The following is a 19,094-nucleotide window of genomic DNA, read 5'->3' on the forward strand; positions in this document are numbered from 1 at the left end:
CACCCCATGGATTCGATGTATTTGTATTTTATTTTAACAGAAAGTCATTCTGAAAATAAAAAAGACGATCAATTAATAATGACCGTCTCTTCGATGAATTATTTCTGAATCTGACTTACTTCTTCCAAGAACCACTTATTAAACGCTTCAGCATCAATGTCCACGCAAACATTGGCATTCGTCTTGCCATCGTGATAAGCACCACGGATATCGCCGACCGTTTCGCCAATTGCTGGCCCATCAGTCACGATATCGATCCACATCTTCTTAGTCGTGATTGCTTCTGGATGAAGGAGATAGAAGATCGTGTTAACATCGTGCATTGCGATCCCTTTATCACTGTTATCGCCATCCTGGCTGATAATATCGTGGAGCATCTTACCCGTTTCATTCATATGTTCGAGCTTGCTAAGTGAATCAGGCGTCAATAAAGCCTTCATGGTGATATCCAGGCCAACCATCGTAATTGGAATACCAGAGTTATACATAATTCGAGCAGCGTCAGGATCAGTAAAAACGTTGAACTCAGCGGCACTGGTCATATTACCTTTACCAAGTGACCCGCCCATAGCAACAATTCGTTCAATATGATCCTTAACTTCTGGATACTCACTGAATAGTAACGCAATGTTTGTGTATGAACCCGTAGGAACAAGTGTAATCTTCTCGTCACTGCTCATAATAGCATCATGCAATGCTTCAACGGCACTGACATCAAGTGGCTTGGGCAGATCCTCCGGAAAATCATAACCGGGCATCCCTGATTCGCCATGAATTCTAGCAGCATCTTCAAACTCCTTGATTAATGGTTGTTTGGCACCAGCAGCCACTGGCACTTTTTCATTGAAGAAACGGACAATCTTTTGAGCATTCTTCGTAGTCTTGTCGACCGTCACGTTACCAGCAACACTGGTAATCAGTTTTAAATCAATTTGAGGGTCATTTAACGCCATAGTTAAAGCAGCAGCGTCATCAATTCCTGGGTCAGTATCCATTATAATTTTAATTGTCATAAATTAAATCTCCTCCTTAAATCAAACGCTTACAAATTTTTGGTAACAGGAAGCGAGCAATCTTAAATCTGTTCGCTTCCTTTGATAACTATTAATAGTGGTAATGCCATCCCTCAATCAAAATGTCATTTCCAGTTCCCATGTTAATCTCAAATAGCCAGACAGGCACTTATAGTAATGCACTTAAAATGAGATCACACAAGAACAACGCTCCCAATACATACGTTGGAACAGTGAGTTCGTTTTGCCTTCCCGCCGCAATCTTCAATATTGGATACGCCACGAAGCCAAACGCTAGCCCCGTTGAAATACTAGTAGTAAATGGGATAATCACCACAATTAGGAACGCTGGGAACCAATCGGAAAAATCAAACATATTGATTCGACTTAGCTGGTTCATCATCAGCGCACCAGTAATAATGATTACTGGTGAGATTGCTGCCTGGGGGACATATGATAACAATGGGATAAAAAACATCGACAGCGCAAACATAATTCCAGCAACAATTGATGTTAATCCCGTTCGACCACCACTCTCAATTGCCGAAGCACTTTCAGCCGCAGCCACCGTCGGACTGGTTCCTAAGATTCCGGAAAGCAAACTGGTCACGGAACTTGCCTGAAATGCTTTTTTAAACTTCTTAGGATTTGGCATGATCCCTTCCAGTAATCCCATCGACTCAAAGACTAAAATCATCGTCATCGAAAAGACCGCCAGGACAAATGGCACGCTCAAAATCCGGCTAAAGTCGCCCTTAGCAAATACCTCACCATATTTGGCAATATCACCAATTCCGACTGAAGGTGATGCTTGATCCTTAATTCCAAACACAATTCCCACCACTGAAGTGACTAGAATGCCAATGAAAAAGCCACCAGTCACATTTCTAATGAACAAAAACAGTGTCAACAATAAACCAAAGATGGCTAATAAAGTCGCCGGTTTGGTCATGTCACCAAGCGCTAGAATAGAATTTTTTCCTTGCTGGATTAACTGCGCCTTCTCAAGCCCAATTTCCACCAAGAACAGGCCAATGCCAGCCGTAATCCCAGCCTTTAGTGTATCGGGAATCCCCTTAGCAAGAATTTCACTTAACTTGGTAAAAGCGATTAAGACGTAAATCACACTGGAAACAATTGATATTCCCAACGCTTCTTGCCAAGACAACCCCATTGCAACAACTACTGTATATGTGAAGAATGCATTGACACCCATCCCCGGTGTCAAAATAACCGGTGCGTTCGCCCAAAAGCCCATGATCAAACAACCAATGAGCGATGAAATAATAGTGGCGAACACGCTCAGATCTGTCGGAATTCCGGCATCTTTTAAAATAATTGGGTTAACAATAATGATATAAGAAATCGCGAAGAAACCGGTGATTCCCGCAATCATTTCCCGTTTAACGAGTGATTTATCTTTTATAGCCTCGCGAAGCCGCAGCTTGTTGGCTACGGCTTCGGCTTGTTGCTTCTTATCCAAAAACAAAACCTAACTTTCTAACTTTCAATATTACCAAACAAATAAGCCAACGATACCAGCTGACATCAGTGATACCAAGATACCTGAAAGTAACATTGTCAAAACGTTCTTACTGATCAAATCATTCTTTTCCTTATCAACCAAACCTTTAAAGGCCCCGATAATCATACCAGTCGTTGAGAAGTTCGCAAATGAAGTGATAAAGACAGTCAATTGCGCTTGATAATGGGCAGGGAAGACGTTGAGGTTGTTGATCGTACCAGCAATCTTACCCATAACAACGAATTCGTTGGTGACTAACTTCATTCCCATAAATTGTGCAAATTGGAAGGCTTGGCTGACATCAAGACCCATTAACCATGCAAATGGGAACATGATGATTCCTAAGATATGTTCCAATGATAACCATGGATTGAAGAGGGCCAAGATCTTGTCAATCAAAGCAGCTAAGGCAACAAAGGCGATAACGTTAGCAGCAATGATTAAGATCAAACGACCAGCACCAAGAATTGAGTCGCCCAAGAATGAGAAGTATGGTTCCCGTTTCCCATTTGCCTGAACATCACCCGCTTCAACAGCTGCTTCACTGGTACCACTACCACCCATTTTAGCGATAGTATCTTCTTCTGGAGTCACCTTAACAGGGTTCAAAATACTTGTAATAATCAAAGCGTTTAAGACGTTCAATGGAATGGCAGTCAAAACGTATTGGCCAGGAACCATTTGGGTATATGCACCAATGATGGAAGCCGTCACACATGACATTGACATCATAGCCAATGTTAAATTACGCTTTGCTGACATTTGCTTTAATTGAAGTGATGAAACGGCAAGAGCTTCAGTGTTACCAAGGAACATCATTTCAACGGCAAAGAATGATTCAAACTTAGGGGCGCCGGTGATGAATGAAAGTCCCCGACCAACCCATTTGATGATCCAAGGCAAGACACCTATGTATGTCAAGGTATCAAACAGAGGTACAATCATCAAGATTGGCAACAAGGCACTCGTGACGAAGTTCATTGATTTGGCAGTTCCGCCGTACTGAGTTGTCACCCAGTTTGGCAAAGCAAAGTTGATTCCTTGATAGGCAACTTGAACCAACCAGTTGAACCCGTCGGCTGCGGCCTTAACGGCGTCACGGCCCCATGCAAAGCTGGTCAAAATCCAGGCCAAAACAAGGTTAATCACTAATACGACAGCGACAGAACGCCAGTTAATACTTTTCTTTGCATTTGAAAATAGCAAGGCAATTCCAAGGTACACAACGATCCCCAGAATATTAACTAGCAAATATGTTAATTGCATATTCTAAAATCCTCTTTTCTGAATTTATAAACAAAAATGGCTAGAAACAAAACTTGACGACTATCCTCCTTATACGACGGAATTGGTTTTAAAATTGAAACCCAAATTAATAATACGATGAACTAGGTCAGTTCACCAAGAAAACTGCTTCCAATAAAGGCTGCGGAAGCGTCAAGATTGAAGATGTCAACCAGCGTTGCGGCAACGTCGGCAAGCGACTTACGAACGCCTAAAGAATGCCCCTCAGAATTTGATGGGACGTATGCAATCAACGGGAGATACTCTCGTGTGGGGGTGGTGCTATAAGTTGGATCGTTAGCAAATGATGATGTGATGAGTAATAGATCTGTACTATAAAGCTCATTGATCAACTGTGCTAGTTGCTGATCGACAAACCGAAGCGACTTAGCACACCCTTCAATGTCAGCCTGTTTGCAGCAAGCTTGCAGGCCATTTAGCCTCATGTAAATTAAACCGTTGCTCGGCGTAACTACCTGCTGATGTAATGTTTTGAACGCCTTCACATCATTGTTAGCGGGCAAAATCGTCGAAAGGTCTTGATTAAATATGTAACTATCATAAGTGCTAATGACGACCGACCGATTCACCCCATTCCCCTGGTACACGAGGGAATCGATGGCACTGGTTACCCTTACTGCAGACTGGTAATCAAACATTTCCCGCAAACCACTGTTAAGGTTATTACGATTTGTTGCTACCTGCACCTTTCCAAAAAAGCCCAGTGGTGCCTCAACGGGTGAAATGCCAACTACTGGATTACCAAAACGGATGTTACCAAGCCCCAGACGGGTTAGTGTTGGCAATTTAAATCGCCCACCAACTTTATTGGCAATGTGGCCAAGCATATCTGCACCCACTGAATTAAATTTAGCTGCATCACTCGCTTCACCAACGCCAAGGGAAGATAGATCAACGATAATTACCCTCTGAAAATCCATGGAAGCCACCCTTTCCCCTTCAAGTTCCATCAATTGTGAAATGATTCTACATGAATAGGATACCCAATTAGCTGGTTGATGTAAATTAAATTCGGCAAACAAGCGAATAAGTAATACCTTTTACTTACATGATTACGCTTTCATTATAGCAAACATATCATGATCTCACAACTTATTTTTCGGAACCGCTGAAGTAAAATAGTTTGGAGTTTTACTGAGTCGCGTTCAAATGTAAGACCCATCATAGCACCTAACTCCTTGATATCAGGAAGATTGACACAATTGAACATGTGTTAAACAAGGACATGAACATTCTGTCTATAAGTTATTAATTAACCTGACAATTAGATAAGTCTGTTAATATATATCAAATTAGTAATCAAAGCTGTTAAAACGGTTAATCTCAATGATTACAATTAGATAATGTCGTTCGGACGGATTTTATTACTTGTTAAAAAGTGGTACAAGCCGGTTTTAAGGTCACATAGCAAAAAGAAGCGCAGCTGAGTAAGAATCAACCCATCTAATATCCCAGTCCTATCGATCCACACGCCATTCCCCAGCTGTGTATCTTGGCATTTTACACAAAAAAATAGGATTTAAACTCGTTATTTGCGTGCTACGAGTTTAAATCCTATGTGGAAGGGATTGTCGGGGTTAATACCCACTTCAGTAATAATTTAATGTTTTATCGCCTCAATTTAACTAATTGTTGATCCATCTGCCGCAAACTTTAATCACTCTTTTTAATTTACTTTTGATAAATTTGCCGTGCGATCAACGAATGGTTCTTCGTGAAACTAATTGTATCAACTTGATATCTCATCAATTTGACTGCGGAACCATCTGGCTTACTACAAGCGACCTCTCACGTTAACCTAATTCAATTACTCCAACAGGTATTAATAGTGAGCCTTCAAGTTGCATAAACATTTGAAACCAAACTCATTATATTCAAACACTTAATCACCTGAATTAATTTTGTTATTTTAACGCTTAACCATTTGAAATTCTCTTGAGACTTATGAAACATTGATATTCAAATACTAATGGTACATGATACTCAAATTCACGTTCCTAAATACTTCTTGAAACTTTCAAACCTTAATCCTTAAAATAATCATCCGTCATTCCAAACTGTGAAACATTTGAAAATAATCTAGTGTCATTCCAACATATTAATTCTTGGATCAGAGAACATTCAAAGTAGGTGAAACCCCTATGCTTCGAACTTCCTTTCCCTTCCTTGACTATATAATACCATATCTGGAAGCGTTTGCAAGTATTAGTTCTCAAATTCTAAAATTAATCAAGATACCATGCACAGCAAGGGATTAGTGGCAAATCAAACAATAATCCCTAACGTTTGCAGTGGCACTGGCACTGGCACTCCAGACCAATCATCCAAACCAACAAAAAGCCAACTACCCCATATTGGCATAGTTGGCTTTAGATGGCGCCCTGTAACTAGGACCGATCGTTATTTAAATAAGAAACGTAATGGATCAAACGCAAAGAACGATAATCCTGCAAGCCCAATCACCGCAACCGTCGCAATTAGCGGCCAGAGATCTGAAACCCCAGTCTTATCATGCATGAGATACTTAGCATTCGACACCGGTGTTGTGATGGTCACCTTATCACCATTAGTTGTCGTAAGCCGGCCTCTGTTAACGTTATTGTTCTTCACGGTTTTGTAAAATGAATCACTAAACGTATCAAAGGTGACCAGCTTAGTCTTGCTCTTCGCTTGGTGCCTGCCATCACTTTCAATGATAGCGTCTTCTAGATTAGGCTTAGAAATTGCCTTACCCGTTACCGGCTTTTCAATTTTAGATTGATTAACCGGAAATTGACTTGGATTAACCGAACTAACCCCGGTTGCTGCCGGCGGATTACCACTCACTGAATTCTGACTTTGTGGCGTGGTCGCCGCTGGTTGGGAACTTGCTGGCTGATCATTTGGAATCACTTGGTTGATAATTGCCTCTAAGACATCGTCAACGCTGCTTCCCTGGGTTGTAGCACCCGGTTTGCCAATTCCAATCATCGCCTGTTGAAATGGTGTCTTGGTAGATGAATCGTCCTTAGAATCGATGGCTTTCGAAATAACCCCACTAGCCTTCACGCTTTGTGAATTGACGCTAGTTGAATTATTGACCGAACCATCATCCTTAGCTGACTTAGCTTCGTTAGCATTATCAGTTGCTTTTGATTCAGAATCTGTTTGCGTAGCCGGTGTATCTTTAGCCGACGATTCAGAAGAATCCGAATTGTCAGCTTGCGTATCCGAATGGTTACTATCAGAATCCACACTTGTCCCATCATTATCACTACTAGCTGAACGATCAGCTGGCTGAACCTGATTGTCGTTGGCGTCCTGATACGAAACAGAATCGTCGCTCTTTGAATCAGTCACGTGTTCTGCTGGCGTCGTACTGGTGTCTGAGTTGACCTCAGTCTTAACCGTTGTTTCTTGCTTGATATCCTGCGGCGTGGTAGCCGCGTTCCCCTGAATACCAAAACCAAAAGTTACCAATGCAAACGATGTTACAAAGAGTGGCAACTTACCCTTAATCTGCTTTCTCATAATATTGTTATCCCCTGACTTGGGTGCATTCAAAACATACTATTAAAGTATATAGTCCAATGTTATGTTACTTTGTCCCATTTGGCAAGTTGGTTATGTACTTTTCATTATCGTGTAAATGTCTCGTAACATATCAATGGTATATTTAAACTTGATTGAAACCATATTGAGGAGATAATGATAATGTTTAAAAAAGTTTACATAGTGGCAGCACTTGCTGCAACAATGGGGGTAGCCGGCTTAAGTTCGACCGCTCACGCTGCAACTACCAAGGCCACCCCAACTTCAACGTCAACCGCTAAGCAGCCTAATGCGACCAAAACTAATCAAAAAGACGACCAGGACGATGTGAAGCCAGCAACCGTTGTCAAAACAACCGACTTATCGGACGAACCAATGCCCTATCATATGAAATCCGGCTATATTTATTCAGATTCAGGCCTCACAAAAACACTGGGGTCTGCTAAGGACTTTGCTAACGTCACCTTCTACGCATACAAAAAAGTCACAATCGACCGCTCGGCTCAGGGCAGTGGTAATTCCGTTTTCTATTATGTTAGAAGTGGCAGCGGTAAACAAACCGGTTATGTGTGGCATGGCAATCTTGAGGGTATCGCGGAAGGAACTTTTAATATCGCAATGAAAAACAGCAATTATTTTAAATCAAACAAAATCATTACGATGGGCGACTCGATTACTTGTGGTTATGACGGTTACCAAACACTAACCAACATGGGTTACCCAACGTGGTTATCACGTTATCTCAATACCAAAGTCACAAACGTCGGCTATAATGGCGCCTTTTTGGCACAGGGTGATGGCAACGTGGAGACGCCTGGTGATTTAACCACAGTTGTGAATGAACACAATTTCAAAAACTATAACGTTGCTACGATTGCTTATGGCACCAACGATTATGGTCATTCAACCAACTCACTAGATGATATTTCTGCCGAGTTAACCAAAGATATCAAGAAGATGAAGTCTGACAATAAGAACTTGATTATCTATGGCATCTTGCCACTTACCCGCTACGATAACAACACCAATTCTGATGAAGTGGCTGGTCAGGGTGGTTACTCGATGAACCAATTGCGGGATGCTGAAGCTCAGGTTTATAAAGATAACAATATCCCATATCTTGATTGGCGTAACGATGCCAAACAGATCATCACGGACGCCAATCACACCACCCGCTTTAATGACGGCCGCTTACATCCAAACCCAATGACCTATCAGTTAATGGGGAGAGAAATCGCCCAGTTTATGATTAAAAATTATCCTGAAGATATGATTAAAACGAGTAAGACTACCACAAATAAAGCGACAACTAAGAAGAAAACAGCCACAAAAGCTACTACTAGGAAAACAACTACTAAAGTAACCAGTCCGGCTAATTACTAAACTTAGACAGCAGTAAAAGGACCATTGGAAATTTTTCAAATTTCCAATGGCCTTTTTACTGCTCAATGTTACATTGCAGAAGCATGGGGATAAAGCCGCTTCCGGTCATATAAGCCAACGCGAATCATTAAGGCACCCCATCGTCAAAGCGCAAACTTAGCTCGATTATAGTAAAATACAGTAAAGAAGGTGTGGACATGCGCGTTGCTTTCAACAAGCCGAACGAAGAACTGCCATTATACTGTGATAGTATTGGTTATCATTGGCCGCAGCCGCCAATTCAGCGTTCTAACGGCTACTATGCTTACCATTGGCTGCAAACTGAAACAGGAACGGGAATTGTTACCATTAACCATCAGCGAATGGTCCTGGGTCCCAAACAAGGCGTCCTATTTCGACCGCGAATTGCTCACGACTATCACCCAAAAGATGGACACAATTGGCAAACCGCTTTTCTATCATTTAACGGTACCCTGTGTGATCAGCTGGCTGACTTTCTCAATCTAAAGGACTTTATATATATCGACCGCGTATCGCCTGAGTTAGCCTCATTTATCTCTGAAAGCTTCAATGATTTTAATAGTAGTAACGTTGCCGCAATGTTAGACCAATCCGTTGAACTTTATAAGTTTATGGTATTACTCCGCCAAAATAAGTTACTAAAAAATCGCCATTATCAGGACCAGCCAATCGCCATGCCAATTATTAGCTATATTTCAAAGCATTATGCCGAAACCATTTCAAACGAACAGCTGGCTAAAATTACAAAGTACTCAATCACCTATCAAAATCGCGTCTTCAAGCAAGTTTACAACATGACGCCCCTTGCATATTTGAACAGCTATCGCATGAAAAAAGCGAAAGCCTTGCTACTAACCCATCCCACTTGGGAAATTCAAAAAATCAGCAATCAGGTTGGTTTCCGTGATCCATCGCGATTTATTCACCAGTTCAAACGATTTTATAAGACGACCCCTGCCCAATTCAGAAAATTTATGTAAAAACGGCTTAATTTGAGAAACACCTCAAAGTTAGTGGAAAAACTTTGGATGTTTTTCAAATCAAGCCGTCTTTTTTCACTTTAGTAATTTCCTTGAATCACCAATTTCTTATTAGCAGTTACAAACTGACCATTTGTCAATTGGTACCTAGTGGTTAAGTTGTGCTTAACAAGCTTCTTCACTTTCAGTCGAGTACCTGCCTTATAATGGGTCACTTTCTTGGTTAGATTTGCCTGTCTGTATGCATTGACACCCTTCTTAGCGATCACCGTAATCCGCTTGTTCTTTGGCATTGACGCATAATAAGCGGTTACCACAAATTTTCGATTAGCTGTGATGTAGCCGACCTTGCCGGCAGTTTTACTCTTATGGTTCACATCACGCACTTTGTACCGCAATACGCCGGCCTTGGAACGGGCGTAATCAGTCACCACAAACATTGGCCGGTTAATTCGCTTAACCTTACGATAATTGGCAATCCGTTCAGTTTTCTTAAAAGTTGCCTGTTTATACATATAAATGTGGTCAGTCGCGTAGACCGCGGCCCCTTCTTTGGCGGCATGGGCCGGTGCTTTGCCCGTTTCAGTCGTCGGAGGTATCACTTCAGGGGTTGGCTTCACCGGAGTAGGGGCTACCGAATTATTGGCGTCGTTAGTTGAATCAGTGCCACCTCCAGGAGTTGGGCCTGGATTCGGCGGGGTGGCCGCCTTTTTATATGTGAAAGTAATTTTGCCGTCAGCATCTAATTTACCCGATAACGTCTTGCCACTGGTCAACGTGTAACCATGAATATCAGGCGCAGTCTCCGTATAAGTTTCACCAAATGGCACCAACTTTTTCCCTGAAGCATGGCCTGAAATCGGTTGCCCATCCTCATCTACATAATTAATTGTCAGGTAGTTGGCGAATTTTTCATAGACGTAAGTGGCTGTAGAACCTGATTTTAGCTGCTTAGGTATTTGACCATAGCCCACCAGGTACTTAAGGGGCATCATTTCTTGGTAAGTAATATCGCTAGCATTAACGTTAGCCTGCATCGCTGCAACTATCTTTGTGTCCGAGTTAATGACCGTTCCCCTATTGTTAGAATATCGAATCACAATCGCGGTATATTTATAGTTCTTGATCGTGATTGGGAAGCTCATATCATCTTCGGGAACCTCGGCAAAATTATAAATGATCGGACTCTTTAATTCATTGCCAGATATGTCCGTGAAAAACAACTTTAATTTATCCTGCTCTTTGTTGATAGCATCCGGGGTTAATGTAATTTTGTCAGGCTTAGTGGACTCAGCGTCTTTATAGGCAAAGTAGACGTTAACTTCATAATCGTCCGGATTTCTCTTTGGAAAACTGCCAACATCTATATATTTGAAATTTTCGGTGGCTTTACTGCGGTCTCTGTAATACTGTTTACCAATATCAGTGGCGTTATCAGTGTAATAGCCTTGCAGCGTATACCGACCGTTTTCGTAGGCATTTTGCATAAACTTGGAAGTATCGATTACATTGGCGGACGTTGGGGCAGTCACTTTCTCGCCATTAAATGGTAAATCGATCGGATCGCCGTAAATATCAACGGCGTGCATGGTATAAGTCACCTCACCCGTCCCAGCGGCCCGAACGGTGGTTGCGTGCATCAATAATCCCCCAAAAACAATTGCGGCGGTAAACGCCATTATAAATCGAACGGTACAAGCCAGGCGATCACGCATAGTCTGGTTACCCATATCGGTTTCCCCCTTTATTAAATTCAGTGAGCGGAGCAAAGCGCTTAAAGATCGGAGTGTAAGTCTCCTATCGAGGAAATTCCTGGTCTTGGAATTTTTTCGATAGGTGCTTACGCGCAGATCTTTGCTTTGCACAGCTGTCCTAAAAACAGTGAGCGGAGCAAAGCGCTTAATAATCGGAGTGTAAGTCTCCGCTACCAAGAATCCCCGGTTCTGGGATTTTTGGTAGCGGTGCTTACACGCAGATTATTGCTTTGCGCAGCTGTCCTAATTCGCAATAACACTTGTTACTATTATAATATCAAAATAAGAGGTAAAACGATATTATGATGCCTATTAGTTATCAAAAGATGAGTAAATTACTCATGGTTGATTAACGAGAGTCACCATTTCTCAAAATTTGCCAGTTAGAAATAAAAAAAGCACACCATCGCTGGGGTGCTTACAACTAAAACTTTCGCTGAATCTATTTAATAATCTTTACAAACTTACTATTAGCCGTCACAAACCCACCAGCCACTTGATATCGCTTGGCACCAAAGTCGGTCAGTGAATAAGGCTTCGAGTACGTCCACCGCTTCACCTTCAAAACGGTCCCTTTTTCGAGGTGCTTAACACGCTTGGTCAAGTTAATTGTTTGATAAAGATTAACCGATCGCTTAATTTTAATCCGTTTTGGTTGCTGATACTTACCAGCAATTACAAGTTTTCGATTACCAGTAACAAAGTGGCCGTTCGTCAATTGATATCGGGTTGTTAAGTTATGCTTAACGATCTTTTTGACCCTTAATACGGTGCCCTGATTGTGATTCTTGATCTTGCCAGTTAGGTCCTTCTTGGTATATTCATTGACCCCCTGCGGATTGAGCACCGTTAACTTAGCATGCTTGGCTGTGTAGTAGACGGGCCGGGTGAAATGCCAATTCGAGGTGATATAGCCCACTTTACCAGCAGTTTTACTCAAATGGTTCACATCCCGGACTTTGTAGCGCAATCGGCCGGTGTTCGAATACATGTACCCCTTTACGATAAACATTGGCCGATTAATCCGTGGCTTCTTAGAATATGTTGCAATTCGTTCAGATTTACTAAAACTAGCATTTCGATACAGGTAAATCTTCTGCAGTGTATTGACGGCTTGATTCTTTTTGGCTTGTGGATAGACGGTACCAGGCAGGGTGTCGTCGTTATCGGCCTTGGGAGTAACCGTCGGCGTTGACGAACTGGATTCGCTTGAACTGTCTGGCGTTGGTGTCCCGCTGTTGAACGATCCGGCATCACTTGAATTTGAAGCGGCCGAACTACTAGTTGCGGAGGCTGCCCTACTATATCTAAGGGCAGTGGTAACCCCTTCACCAGAATCATTTGCAAACAATAATCGAAGATACACCGTGTCCGTATTCTCTGGTATGTTCTTAACAATTAAGTTGCTAGGCATTTCAAATTGGTCTTCCAAATATTTTTTGTACAGGTCAACCGTCCAGCCCCGGTCTTCAAGCCTCTTAATATATGTGGGATCATCTCGCTTACTCTCTAGTTCTGCAAGCCGCTGTTTATTATCTTCTGCATAACGGTTATCCGGGATGCCAGCCCAGCCACCTGCAGAATAATCCAGTGACATCATTGGCGGTTCCTCAAAATATCCAGGCTGAAAGTTTTCTTTATGGAGGTACGTATACCGATTGTCAGCTGTTGGATCATCTGGGTTGGCATCTACACTCATCCAAGCAATAAATGGTAGAAAATAATTTTCAGGAACTAACGCACGGATACTATCCATCGAGATAACTGCCTGTCCGTTGCTATCAATGGGAATCTTGGTGAGCTTTTGATCAACTGCTGGATCGGACTTTTGTCCCAATCCATATACATCCCCAATTGTGAGTCGAGGCAGCGATGAAACACTGCTAAAGTCCGAAATCATATTATCAGAAACATCTACATAACGAACCTGAGTTGACAATTCTGGGGAAAATTTATGTGTCGCAAATAATGCGATCAAATCGTTCAAATCACTGCTTTTAAGATTATTGTCACTCAAATTTATAAAATTAAGATAGCGGTAATTTAAATAATTGTTATTGCTTGAATTCTTTTTGATTTCTTCATTCTTCATTTTAGCCAGTGCATCAAAAAGTGGCCCAAAGACTTCCTTAATATGACCCGAAAGTTGAGTTTGATTATTTATCGTCAAACTTCCATCATAATAAATATTTTTTAAATTAATATTATCTGGATCCAGCTTCTGCTTTAACTCCGTCACGCTTGTCGGCTGATCAATAATAATACTAGTAGGATCATCATCCCTCGCGTTACGATTGCTTTGAGCCTGAACCGGTCTTGAGTCAGCATCATTAACAATAGCCCCGCCAAATAGCCCCAACGTTAACCCAAAGAGAACACCAATTCGTGAAATTTTCATTTGACCACTCCTCCCCAATAAATATTGACATAACTCCTTTCAATAACAGTCTCAGCTGAACAAATTCCAACCGTATCCCCAAATTCAGTGAGCAAGTTAGATGACCGGGTTAAGCATAATCAACATACTAATTATATAATATATAACTTAATCAGTATAGCCATATGTCTCTAAAATCAGTCAAGACTATCTCCCAATCACACACCACGTCAGAAGAGAAAATGAATCACTGGCAGCACAATCCCAACTATCGCAATTGTTGTTCCAACATACCACGCAATGGTACTAATCCTCGAATGCTCAATCTTTGTATCGACTTCAGCAAATTTTGTGTCCATATGAGCTTCCATTAATTTAATCTGATACGACAAATCAGATTTAAGCTCCTTGAGTTCTTCTTTAGTAGCGTAACTATCTGGTTTCACGGACCACCGCCTCCACTTCCCTCAAATGACTGATGGCCTTCAGAAACGCCTCGTTGATGCCTCATGAGCAAACCACCTGTCCTTCACCTAATTCGGTACATTTCAATATCTCAACATCATTATACCCTGAATCAAACATTTCTTGGCCTCCCAACTTTTCGAATTGATGATGCTTGAAACCCCTTATATATTTTAGATACGCTAATGGCGAGACAATTTTTGCCCCCTCCCTCAATAAAATAGGTATGTGAGGCTAAACCGTCAGCCCAACAGCCCGCCGCTAAAATTGTAAACTTGCCAGATAATAATGCACACAAAAAAACGACCCAACGTTCAGGTCGTCTCTTTCAGTGAATCCCACCCGGTCAACTTGAATAACCGGGTGGTCCAAATCATATTTTGAGGAATAACAAAGGGCTCGACAAAATGAATTGTCTGAGCCCCCTGTCAAAAGATGAGTTAATAGGTGAAATATGTGATGTTGATTAATTGAAGTACATGATTACTTAGCAATGTAATCAGTGTTACCATTTTGGTTATTTACCTTATCTGGTAACTGTGTGTTCGTTTCAAATTGTTGCATTACAACTTTAACAGTCGCACCCTTTGATTGCTTAGGTGTGTTGTTGTCAAGCGTATCCTTTGAATTGAATACATAGAAGTAACGTGAATTCCCATTATTAAATGATGTGCCAAAGAATCCAGTATGATCGTTACCTGTCTTCTTGTTTGTACCTGGTGAGGTCAAAGAACCAGCTTTAGCAACGTGGGCGTTATCTGCAGCGTTCAATGCTGTTTCAAACTTATTAGTTGTCTTCGTGTCACCAAAGTAGTCAGCAACGTTAAATGAATCGCTGCTATCCGTTGTACTTGGGAATGCACTATTTTGTTGGTCAGTAGTTAATGCAGGGAAGCCATGAGCAAAGTCAGATGCGCTCATTGGCTTGATGCTACCATTAGCAGCTGACTCATAGTAGTACTGAACTTTGGTTGCTTTAGCATTTGGCGTTACATCAACTGTCAACGTATCACCAAACTTAGCAGTTGTTGCAGCTGGTGTGATCGTCAAATTAGAAAGATCTGGATTAACAGTTGTGCCAGAACTTAACTTATATGAATATCCTGATGGGGCAGCAACTGAACTCAGATAAGATGTTAAGCTACGGCCACTGTTATCGACATTATTAGTAGTAGCGTCACCTTGCTTGGTGTTAGCTGAAGCAGTTGTCCAAGCATTCGTCTTATCAATCGTCTTGCCAGTTGTCACATCCCGGTAAGCAATCTTAACGCTCTTGTTAGCGTCAAAATTGTCAGTAGGAGTCGTGCCAGTTGTTAAACCACTGAACTTGATCCAACCATTAGCGGCGCTGTTAGCTGAGTCGGTTGCAGTGATTTTAACCCAAAGGTCGCCTTCACGTGTCCGAGTGGTTTGGTCAGCAATCTTGAAGGTAGCGTCCTTGTACTTGCTTGAGTCAGTCATTACCCGGCCCTGCTTGTATTGAGTCCAAGCTGGCGTGGTGTAAGTGACTTGAGTGCCATCATTGGCAGTTCCAGTCGTTGCAATCTTGTAAGTAGCTGACTTCTGCGCATCAGTTAAACCAGTGTTTTGGTTTGATGGAGTAGTAGTGCTGCTTGCTGATGACGAATTGCTGGTTGTGCTGGCAGTTGCCGGCGTTGGATCAGTGGTTGTGCTGTATGACTTAACGCCACCGGCAAATGCATTGGCTGACTTGCCACCGTAGATCCAGCCACGGTATTGGCCGTCAAAGGTAACAACCTTGTAGTAAACAGAGCCCCGGTTAGTTGTTGCAACCCGATAAGCCCGAACGTTACTCTTTGAAGTCGTAGCCGAAGCTAACCCATTCAAAGTTGTTTTGCTTGCTTTAACCCGGGCACCCTTTAAAGTACCGGCCTTTGTGTATAACGCACTCGTACCCGTAAAATTAACGTTACGGTCAGTTGCGTTCGTGCTCAATTTCTTGTTAGATACCACTTTAGCATACGTCTTAGCGCTAGCGGTATTCGCATTAGCGGCACCAGCAGCGGCTACAAAGCCTAAAGCTGCTAAGCCAACGAACAATGATTTCTTGATACTAATTTTCAATATACTTTCCTCCAATTGCCTTTCAGCAAAGAATAGATCCAGTATATCGCGTAAAATCGTTAGTGATATTACTAAACACATACAATTTTTTCGTTTTATTTCGTAAACATTACAAAGGAAAAACAATATCACAAAAGTGTAAATTCGGGTTTAAGTTGGAGTGATGTTCATAAAATCGTCAAAGTTTTGTGCCTAAAATACGTATATTAAATTTGTTAAACCGGTTGTATTGCCGAAGGTACGGGAATATTTGAACGTCAAGAGGACTCGATAAAATATGACGGTTTTGTGAAGATGCCGGAATGGTTATTAATTTTGCTAAATCCATCGGCCACCTCAACGTGTATATCAAGAATGTGGACCTTGAGGTTAAGATTGATAATCGGACGGTATAAGTCAGTGGTTACTTAAAAACAGGATTCCAAAATTCCCTATTATTAGAGAACTTTGGATCCTGTTTTATTTTGTGCCTCCACAATTAGAATCGCCATTCCAAAAGCGATTTATCGTTGTTTGGTTATTTGATCAAACCGATCCTAGTTGTTTCATAATATCTAGAATATCGGATTTATCGAGTAACCGTAGGAAGCGTATAGCCTTGTGATTCGGCCTGATAATTTACCAAGGCATCGTTTCCAATAGTTCCGCCATTGCTTGCGACAGGACCATCGAATTTCCATTGCGCCCAGCTATAGGTTCCATCTTTACTAAATACTGGATATACTGGTGAAAGCATTGTTACCATGTCACTATTTCCAGCTTTTCCGATCTGATCAATAATATTTTGTCCGGTAAAGGCAGTTCCAGCAGCAAATGGGCCGTATGTCCAATCACTATTATTACCCTCAATAAATTGTTTTTGAGCAGCTAAAGCAAATTCATTGTTTAAGGCCTCAAGACCACTATCATCGCCATAATTAGTATGCATGAAACCCTCAAAAGCCTCTTTATCTGAATCGGTCAGCTTAGAAATATCATACGCATTCATAGAATTAGTAAAGTTTGAACCGGGTGTTATTGTGCCATTAAGTGTCTGTTTTGTTTCATCAAACACCTTATTTGGACTAGTAGGATTAAAACGAACTAATCGAACATTAGTATTGCCAATGGTCGTTGTAGGCACAATATTAGTCGTTTGCATATTCGTCGACGGCACAACCGAAATCGTCACCGCACTACCATAGTGCCCAGAAGCAATCGCATTAATTTGATCCTGGTTCAAGGTATTGTTGTTATTATAGTTCAAGCCATAACCAGTACCAGCTAAAGCAGTTGCCAATTTGCCTTGGATATCTGATTGATCGTTTCCATAGAATGACCAATTAGCGCCATTTTGATAACCTACGAGATTACCGCGGTTAACGCCTGATTTAGTCCAGTCATAATAATTTGACAAGGTGTTGCCATTTGGTGTCTTGAAGTAAACCCGAACGGCATTATCCGCAATTGCCGAATTCAAGTACAACTTGACGGAACCACCAAATTGCGCAACTGCTAAGTTATTCAATTGCGACTGATTCAAGTTGGAAATGTTATAGCTGTAATTCGTGCCATGAGTTGAATTGTAGGCGGAAAGTGAATTGTTGATCGCCGTCTGCAAGGACGCCTGGTCGTTTGAATCAAGTGACCAGTTGTGAGTCGTGGTGTTATAGTTCCCTAAGTATGAATTCCGGGTAGCACCCGTCTTGGTCCAGTTGAACGTTGTCAACGTGTTATTACTGTTATTCGGATCCATGATGTTAAATTGGATCTGGTTGTCAGCGATTGGCGTCGTTGCGTTCGTCTGGGTCAAGCCACTGAACTTAATCCAACCAGTTGCTTGGCTGTTTGGATTAGCTGGGTCATAGATGTGAACCCAACGATCGGTTGAACCTTCCTTGGTCCGATAACCAACGGCATCAATTTTGAATTGGGTGTTGGCATATGGACTTGAATCAGTAATTGCCCGGCCAACCTTATAACTGGTATAAGCTGGTGACTTGTAAGTAACCTGGGTACCGTCGTTTGCAGTCCCTGGCGTGGTAATCTTATAAGTCCCGTTTTGTTGGGCATCGGTTAAGGTTGAAAATGCTTGGTTAGTGAATGTTCGATATTGTTGAACCCCACCGTTAAAGTCGGAATCGGTCTTACCACCGTAAATCCAGCCACGGTACGAACCATCATAGGTAACAACCTTGTAGTAAATAGAGCCTCGGTTAGTCGTTGCGACTCGATAAGCCCGAACATTATGGGTTGACGTTGACGCATTTGAGAAACTGCTTAAAGTTGCCTTAGAAGCAACTGTCCGAGCACCCCTCAATGTTCCGGCCTTTGTGTACAAAGCATTGTTCCCAGTAAATGTCACGTTACGATCCTGTGGCAGCATCGCCATCTTACTGTTTGATGTGACCCGAGCATAGGTCTTAGCACTTGCAGTTTGAGAATTTGCGGTGCCGGCAACTGCAATGAATCCTAATGCAGCCACTGACAAGAATAATGATCGTTTGAGATCAAATCTCATAAATAACCCCTCCTAACAATATATCTTACATTAAGTTACACTTTCATTATACCGTTTATGAAATGGGTTTCAAAGAATAAGCCTAATTAACAGAAAATGAGAAAAACAGACTGGGGCGTTTAGATCCCAGAATTTAACGAAGGAGGACCATTATT

General features: G+C 41.7%; 12 protein-coding genes. 2 read left to right on the top strand and 10 right to left on the bottom strand.

All coding sequences use genetic code 11. From position 1 onward, the window contains the following. Positions 1–98: 98 nt before the first annotated feature. From rihC to FC98_RS04125, 5 genes are all read right to left on the bottom strand, one after another. Positions 99–1,013, bottom strand: coding sequence for a ribonucleoside hydrolase RihC (rihC, locus tag FC98_RS04105; RefSeq protein WP_008855449.1), 915 nt, complete (start codon positions 1,011–1,013; stop codon positions 99–101). A 169-nt stretch (positions 1,014–1,182) separates the two neighbouring features. After that, positions 1,183–2,496, bottom strand: a complete 1,314-nt coding sequence (locus FC98_RS04110) for an NCS2 family permease (RefSeq protein ID WP_008855448.1) — start codon at positions 2,494–2,496, stop codon at positions 1,183–1,185. Positions 2,497–2,526: 30 nt separating this feature from the next. After that, complete coding sequence (locus FC98_RS04115; protein ID WP_008855447.1) at positions 2,527–3,804, bottom strand: NupC/NupG family nucleoside CNT transporter; 1,278 nt, start codon at positions 3,802–3,804, stop codon at positions 2,527–2,529. Positions 3,805–3,926: 122 nt separating this feature from the next. Further along, positions 3,927–4,763, bottom strand: a complete 837-nt coding sequence (locus tag FC98_RS04120; protein ID WP_054655536.1) for an alkaline phosphatase family protein — start codon at positions 4,761–4,763, stop codon at positions 3,927–3,929. A 1,480-nt stretch (positions 4,764–6,243) separates the two neighbouring features. Further along, on the bottom strand, positions 6,244–7,353 hold the full coding sequence (locus tag FC98_RS04125) for a hypothetical protein (RefSeq protein WP_008855445.1): 1,110 nt from the start codon (positions 7,351–7,353) through the stop codon (positions 6,244–6,246). 183 nt (positions 7,354–7,536) lie between these two features. Here FC98_RS04125 and FC98_RS04130 point away from each other — a divergent pair, with 183 nt between their 5' ends. Both FC98_RS04130 and FC98_RS04135 read left to right on the top strand, forming a co-directional pair. Further along, positions 7,537–8,757, top strand: coding sequence for an SGNH/GDSL hydrolase family protein (locus tag FC98_RS04130; protein ID WP_235803574.1), 1,221 nt, complete (start codon positions 7,537–7,539; stop codon positions 8,755–8,757). A 197-nt stretch (positions 8,758–8,954) separates the two neighbouring features. Continuing rightward, positions 8,955–9,758, top strand: a complete 804-nt coding sequence (locus FC98_RS04135) for an AraC family transcriptional regulator (protein WP_056949236.1) — start codon at positions 8,955–8,957, stop codon at positions 9,756–9,758. Between the two features lie 80 nt (positions 9,759–9,838). Here FC98_RS04135 and FC98_RS04140 read toward each other — a convergent pair whose 3' ends face one another. The 5 genes from FC98_RS04140 to FC98_RS15045 form a co-directional block, all read right to left on the bottom strand. After that, on the bottom strand, positions 9,839–11,488 hold the full coding sequence (locus FC98_RS04140) for a DUF5776 domain-containing protein (protein WP_054655534.1): 1,650 nt from the start codon (positions 11,486–11,488) through the stop codon (positions 9,839–9,841). Positions 11,489–11,954: 466 nt separating this feature from the next. Continuing rightward, a complete protein-coding gene (locus tag FC98_RS04145; protein WP_056949237.1) occupies positions 11,955–13,910 on the bottom strand; it encodes a DUF5776 domain-containing protein in 1,956 nt (651 codons plus the stop codon). 209 nt (positions 13,911–14,119) lie between these two features. Beyond that, a complete protein-coding gene (locus FC98_RS04150; RefSeq protein ID WP_054655525.1) occupies positions 14,120–14,335 on the bottom strand; it encodes a hypothetical protein in 216 nt (71 codons plus the stop codon). 502 nt (positions 14,336–14,837) lie between these two features. After that, on the bottom strand, positions 14,838–16,439 hold the full coding sequence (locus FC98_RS04155; RefSeq protein ID WP_040470667.1) for a hypothetical protein: 1,602 nt from the start codon (positions 16,437–16,439) through the stop codon (positions 14,838–14,840). Between the two features lie 568 nt (positions 16,440–17,007). Next, a complete protein-coding gene (locus tag FC98_RS15045; RefSeq protein WP_191981998.1) occupies positions 17,008–18,939 on the bottom strand; it encodes an S-layer family protein in 1,932 nt (643 codons plus the stop codon). Positions 18,940–19,094: the final 155 nt, after the last annotated feature.

It is taken from the genome of Lentilactobacillus kisonensis DSM 19906 = JCM 15041 (assembly GCF_001434135.1).
Lineage (GTDB): Bacteria > Bacillota > Bacilli > Lactobacillales > Lactobacillaceae > Lentilactobacillus > Lentilactobacillus kisonensis.

Excerpts from the sequence above, each read along its gene's own strand:
- FC98_RS04135 (WP_056949236.1), top strand. The coding sequence starts at position 8,955 with ATGCGCGTTGCTTTCAACAAGCCGAACGAAGAACTGCCATTATACTGT.
- FC98_RS04130 (WP_235803574.1), top strand. The coding sequence starts at position 7,537 with ATGTTTAAAAAAGTTTACATAGTGGCAGCACTTGCTGCAACAATGGGG.
- FC98_RS04140 (WP_054655534.1), bottom strand. The coding sequence starts at position 11,488 with ATGGGTAACCAGACTATGCGTGATCGCCTGGCTTGTACCGTTCGATTT.
- FC98_RS04125 (WP_008855445.1), bottom strand. The coding sequence starts at position 7,353 with ATGAGAAAGCAGATTAAGGGTAAGTTGCCACTCTTTGTAACATCGTTT.
- FC98_RS04120 (WP_054655536.1), bottom strand. The coding sequence starts at position 4,763 with ATGGATTTTCAGAGGGTAATTATCGTTGATCTATCTTCCCTTGGCGTT.
- FC98_RS04115 (WP_008855447.1), bottom strand. The coding sequence starts at position 3,804 with ATGCAATTAACATATTTGCTAGTTAATATTCTGGGGATCGTTGTGTAC.
- FC98_RS04145 (WP_056949237.1), bottom strand. The coding sequence starts at position 13,910 with ATGAAAATTTCACGAATTGGTGTTCTCTTTGGGTTAACGTTGGGGCTA.
- rihC (WP_008855449.1), bottom strand. The coding sequence starts at position 1,013 with ATGACAATTAAAATTATAATGGATACTGACCCAGGAATTGATGACGCT.
- FC98_RS15045 (WP_191981998.1), bottom strand. The coding sequence starts at position 18,939 with ATGAGATTTGATCTCAAACGATCATTATTCTTGTCAGTGGCTGCATTA.